Origin of the sequence: Oceaniglobus ichthyenteri, from assembly GCF_003057885.1 — a bacterium.
Lineage (GTDB): Bacteria > Pseudomonadota > Alphaproteobacteria > Rhodobacterales > Rhodobacteraceae > Oceaniglobus > Oceaniglobus ichthyenteri.
The window spans coordinates 1-4,968 of record NZ_QAGK01000028.1; the positions used below are offsets into that span (position 1 = coordinate 1).

Annotated in this window: 6 protein-coding genes, 1 tRNA gene and 1 pseudogene; 5 read left to right on the forward strand and 3 right to left on the reverse strand. The window is 57.2% G+C overall.

All coding sequences use genetic code 11. The features are described from left to right. A pseudogene (locus C8265_RS19155) lies at positions 1–390 on the forward strand (IS5 family transposase); the annotation flags it as partial. 297 nt (positions 391–687) lie between these two features. Continuing rightward, positions 688–764: transfer RNA gene (locus C8265_RS19160), tRNA-Ile, on the forward strand. 209 nt (positions 765–973) lie between these two features. Here C8265_RS19160 and C8265_RS19165 read toward each other — a convergent pair. From C8265_RS19165 to C8265_RS19175, 3 genes are all read right to left on the reverse strand, one after another. Continuing rightward, on the reverse strand, positions 974–2,827 hold the full coding sequence (locus tag C8265_RS19165; RefSeq protein WP_164512403.1) for a TniQ family protein: 1,854 nt from the start codon (positions 2,825–2,827) through the stop codon (positions 974–976). Between the two features lie 274 nt (positions 2,828–3,101). Continuing rightward, complete coding sequence (locus C8265_RS19170) at positions 3,102–3,401, reverse strand: hypothetical protein (RefSeq protein WP_108485596.1); 300 nt, start codon at positions 3,399–3,401, stop codon at positions 3,102–3,104. A 44-nt stretch (positions 3,402–3,445) separates the two neighbouring features. After that, a complete protein-coding gene (locus tag C8265_RS19175; protein WP_206050379.1) occupies positions 3,446–3,703 on the reverse strand; it encodes a hypothetical protein in 258 nt (85 codons plus the stop codon). 121 nt (positions 3,704–3,824) lie between these two features. Between C8265_RS19175 and C8265_RS19180 the strand changes: the two genes are divergently transcribed. The 3 genes from C8265_RS19180 to C8265_RS19190 all read left to right on the forward strand — a co-directional run bounded on the left by C8265_RS19180 (position 3,825) and on the right by C8265_RS19190 (position 4,877). Then, positions 3,825–4,106: a hypothetical protein gene (locus C8265_RS19180; RefSeq protein ID WP_108485597.1), complete on the forward strand. Its 282-nt coding sequence runs from the start codon at positions 3,825–3,827 to the stop codon at positions 4,104–4,106. Continuing rightward, positions 4,103–4,492: a hypothetical protein gene (locus C8265_RS19185; protein ID WP_108485598.1), complete on the forward strand. Its 390-nt coding sequence runs from the start codon at positions 4,103–4,105 to the stop codon at positions 4,490–4,492. The genes C8265_RS19180 and C8265_RS19185 overlap by 4 nt, the downstream gene beginning before the upstream one ends. 67 nt (positions 4,493–4,559) lie before the next feature. After that, on the forward strand, positions 4,560–4,877 hold the full coding sequence (locus C8265_RS19190; RefSeq protein ID WP_126623212.1) for a hypothetical protein: 318 nt from the start codon (positions 4,560–4,562) through the stop codon (positions 4,875–4,877). Positions 4,878–4,968: the final 91 nt, after the last annotated feature.

A 4,968-nucleotide genomic window follows, 5' to 3' on the forward strand; every position in this document is an offset into this window, starting at 1 on the left:
AATGAATACCAAACTGCACACATCTGCGACAGCCAAGGCCGACCGCTCAACCTGTTCGTCACCGCCGGTCAGGTCAGCGATTACATCGGCGCACGGGCGCTCGTGAGCAGCCTGCCCAAGGTTAACTGGCTGCTCGGTGACCGTGGTTATGATGCCGATTGGTTCAGAGAAGCGTTGAAGGACAAAGGGATACGCGCATGTATCCTTGGTCGGAAACCGCGGAAGAAAACAGTGAAGTATGACAAGCGCCGTTGCAAACGCCGAAACCGGATCGAAATCATGTTCGGCAGGCTGAAGGATTGGCGACGCGTTGCGACCAGATACGACAGATGCCCAAAGGTATTCTTGTCTGCAATCGCCCTCGCGGCAATCGTCATTTTATACCTATGAGTCTTGAACCTGAAGCCTTAATCTCGATTGCGGCAACAATTATTTATATACGGTGAACATCAACAGCCCCTAATCCGGCGCTATTCTTTTCAAGAAAATAGTAACGGGCAGAGCCAGCCCGCACCATGTAGCTAGAAATCTTAGGAAACATCCATGCCGACGGGATTGACTTGTATCTCAAAATTTCAAAATAGCCAGTCTGACTGGTGTCTTCGAATTGATATCTTGGAATTTACATCAGATTGACGGAGGTGACCCTCTTGACCGTCCTGCGCTGTCTGATAATCATTTCGCGAGGGGCCTGTAGCTCAACTGGTTAGAGCAGAGCGCTCATAACGCTTTGGTTGCGGGTTCAAGTCCTGCCGGGCCTACCAAAAATTCATCTCCATGCCAAGAGAGCATATGAGTGCGCAGAATCTCGGTTTTCCGTGCGCACCCGTGTCAAGGAAATTCTCGCTATTTCGTGAAAATTCCTGAAGCGCCCTGCTTTTTAGGGGTTTTCGCCCGACTTCGCTTGCGAGCAAAATTTTCCAGGCAGAGGAGCGATGATCCAACCCTCGCAGACAGGATCGTCGGACAGCCGCTACTGGAGCGCGGCGATCGCTTCTTCACGCAAGAAGACTGCCCCGAAATCCTGATCTCCCGGGGCGAAGCGGGCGACTCGGGATGCCTTGAGCAGGCTCTTGAGGTTGTTGCGATGGCGCCCTGTCTCGTCGGACAGCGTGGTCAGCGTAACGAAGCGTCCGTGGAAGCATGCAATGTCTTCGGCCGACAGCCAGTATTGCTGGCGTCCTGTTTTGGGGTTCGTTTGTCGAACAGCCGGAGTATGGCCCGCCTCGATCAACGAGATGAAGTTTCCATGATCGCGAAGCCCGACGGAGCGGCCGAATTCTGCGGCGCTCATCAGCGCTGGCTGCCCACCGTCGGCGTCATTCTCTGCCGTGGAGCGTGAGCCACCGGGGCGGGAGCTGCGAAGGCGATCAACCTCGGATTTTCTGACAACGAGCCCATGGAGGCCGCGCACACCGGCCAGTTTCCCGGGGGTCAGCCGTTTGTCGTGAATGGCCTCGACCTGGTCCCGCAGGCTTACCCGAGTCCGCTTGCGGCTGACCAGGAGTGTTTCCCAACCGGGGTCGTTCCCTGCAATTGGCACAGCTCTCTCGCAAAGGCCTGCGACAAAATCAACTCCGTCTGAAATTCGCCAAGGTTTCTTGACCTTGGCAACCCTCGTGCGCGGAACCAGCAGGCCTTCGTCTTCGAAGGCTTCCAGTTCCATTTTGGTCGCACCGATGGCCTCACGCATGGCGATCGGCGCGACAAGGCTCCGGATTGCGGATAGTAGATCGGCGTATTTTCTGGCATCAAACAATCGGCGACGAGGGGGTCGGTCATCATCGCCGGGAAGTGCCCCGGCCTCGACTAAGAATTGCTCGAGTGTCTCAACCCCGATGCCTGTCTCTTGTGATGCTGTGGTGAGGGAGTTTCGGCGGCGCACTTCGACAACCTCCCCCAGAAGGTCTTCACCGGCAGCGATTGGCCAGTTATCGAGTATCACATCGCGCAGAAGGCGCCTGTACGGCGCGAACTCCTCGACGTATTCAAAATTGAGACGCAAAAACAGGGAACCGTATGCCTTTCTGGGTTCGGCGTCACAGGCGTGCGCAATCCTTGCGAGGCTTTTGCGTATGGCATGCTCGCCCTGCTTGGCGATCTCGAAGGCTGCCGCATGGTGCGCGCCGGGAGGTACATCGTCATCGGCGCCTTTGTCACTAAGAATAGCTTGACCGAGCAGGCGGCAGAAAGTGGTCGCGGCAAAAAGAGGATGCCCGGAGAGCCAGGTGTCGTCTCGGCCATCCTTAAGACGACCGTCGAGCCAGATATCATAGGGAGTGGGCTCCACGGCCGGCAGGTCATACTTGCCTGAGAGGATGATGCATCCGATCTCGGATAGACGCGCTGCGATGTTGTATCGCTCTCTCGGATTTTCGAAGGTCCAGAGCGCTACCAGCAGATGGTTGTGTCGGAGGCAAATGTTGGCCTCCCGCATCTGCCAATCGCCACGCAGCACCATGGTCGCGGCCATCGGACCGTCCGATTGCATGGCATCTTCTCGAAGACAAACTGGACACCCTCGCATGACCGGATTGCGAAGCGCACGTGACACGAAGACTTCGTCACGAAACGTCATCCGCACGTTGCCCGCCCGAACCCCAGTCCAAGAGAGCATTTCCTCCAATTGCTGTGGTTTCAAGGCAGCCCATGCCGCAAGGGCTTCGAACGCCTCCGGGGCTTGCTCCAGAAAATGCTTGAATGAGGTGCCCATGTCTTTGGCGACCTCGACAACCTCTGTGTCCCACGTGGCGGCAAGGCGAGACAGATAGGAAAAGACCGTTTCCCGCGGCGCTGGCGGAGGGTTGGAAATCGGCAAGTGTGTCATGGTGCGAGAGATACGTTCGGTTGATTCCGAGATAGCGTGCCGGATTGGTGTAGCTGTATTTTCTGATCGAAACCGATACCAGCCGCGGGCCCCACTGCATAGACCTTGGATGCTCCGGAAAGACTTCGCATTTTTTCGGTTATGTTGGGAGCGTCCTGTTTTGACTTGATCGGCAGCTGCGTGGGTTGCTTCGTAAGAAGCAGCGATTTTCCAATGCATGACTGCGGGAGAGGGTGGCCCTCGACCACCGAGTTTGAGGTGGTCAAAGGCCTTTTCAGTCCGGCGCCCGCGACGCCTTGATGGCTGCTTCGTTCCGCCCGTACGCGCGCAGCGCATCGTGCCGCGAGTAATTGCCGTCACAAAACTGGTGGCCGTAAGTGTCTGCGAGCGTGTCTCCGATCGTGTAGCCGAGCGCGAGAAGCGCCTCGTGCGCCGCCTCGGTCAGTCGCGCGGGATGGCTCGGCGAGGTCATTACGGTCACACCAGCGATCTCCCTTCCGATCTGGGTGTAGTGCCGGTCCACCCACACGTGGACACCAGGCAGTTCGTGCTTCTCGATGAGCCACAGCGTCACGTCGCAGATGTCCTGCTCAATCCCGAACTCATCGGGCTGGACGCTCAGACGGCGCCGGCGCGCCAGCTGAGGGCCATCGCTTCCTGCTCGTCGTCCAGTTCCCCGATTTCGACCAGCAGGTCGTAGAGCCGGTCGGTGAGCAGGCAGAGCTCTTCGACTTCGGGGCTTGCCGGGTCGAGAAGACCCCAGGACGATAAATCCGGTTCGAGATCGCCTGCGACCGGATCGAGGGACAGGAGCCGGTGCAGGTCGACGAGCCTGCGGCGTGTCGCGCGGTCGAGACGCGACGCTTTTCTGATCACGTTTCGAAACGAGCACAGGCGGCTGGTATTTGTCCGAAACGAGGCGAGCCTGAAGAAGCCTAAGACTCAGCGCCAGATCAACGCGATTGTTGCAGCCACAACCAAGGACGTCGCTGACGACATGATCGTCGTGAACGCAAATGACTACTCGCGGCAGCGCCGCGAGAACCTTCTGCGGATGCACCATTTCGTGTTCCATCCGGATGACGAGGCTGATGAGGCTGTTCGCGAAACGGCACGATGCCTTCGCTCTTTCTACTACATGAAAGACTTATTTCCTCATGTACCGATGCTCCAGCGCAGGGCGTTCGCTGCATGCTACCGACTGGTCGCACGCGGGTTTTTTCGAGCAAACCTGGATCATGTGCTGTGGGAAAACTCGCATATCGAGGTGGCAGCATGACCGTTGCTCCACGATACAACTTTCCCGTGGGATCGAAGCTAACGTTGCTGAAACGCACCGTCACTGTCACTGGCCAAGACAAAAACGGTTACGTGGTTGTCGGAAATGAGGATGGCGAGGCAAATATTGTTCCGTTCGCCGATCTGGTCGAGCTGTTAAAGGCCGCCGGGGTCAGCATCGACACGCAATCGCCCAAAACCGGCGCACGTTTGAAGCAACGCCTTGGAGGGCACGTCTCCTCCAAGTCGCTGGCAACGCACCAGCAGGAAATAGCGAGGTTCATCCACGCGCTGTGTGAAGCTGTCCATGCCGTATCCCTCCACTCGGCATCACGGTGTCACCATGGGCGGGCGTCGACCTATCGAGATGTACAAGGCCATAAATGAGACGCGCGGACAAATCCCACCCATCGATCCGCACCTTCGCCGCATCAACCTTGGGTGGGAGCAAGAGGTGACCCCGACTGATGAAGGCGTGCGCGTTTTTCAGGGAATTTGGTTTAACTCTGACGAACTCCAGAAGCAACGGGAAGAACACCGCGTCAAGGGAAAGGTGAAGGTCTCTGTCGATCCTGATGACATGAACCTTGCGACAGTCATCCTGCCGATGGTCAAGGAGCCTATTGAAGTCCGCCTTCAGATTACGGCCTTCGCCGATATGACATTGCCAGAAATTCTCGTCCTAATGGCAGACCTGCGACGCGAAGATCTTGCCACCACGGAATTTCATGAAGACCATTGGACCTGTCGCGGTTTGATGCCGCTCCTTTGATAGCATTTACTGCAGCAAAGGAGACTGACTATGGGACTGAAACGGACGGACGAATTCCGCCAGGATGCGGTGCGGATCGCGCTGACCAGTG

Bases quoted from the DNA above. Each gene is read 5' to 3' on its own strand.
- C8265_RS19165 (WP_164512403.1), bottom strand. From the start codon at position 2,827: ATGACACACTTGCCGATTTCCAACCCTCCGCCAGCGCCGCGGGAAACG.
- C8265_RS19180 (WP_108485597.1), top strand. From the start codon at position 3,825: ATGATCGTCGTGAACGCAAATGACTACTCGCGGCAGCGCCGCGAGAAC.
- C8265_RS19185 (WP_108485598.1), top strand. From the start codon at position 4,103: ATGACCGTTGCTCCACGATACAACTTTCCCGTGGGATCGAAGCTAACG.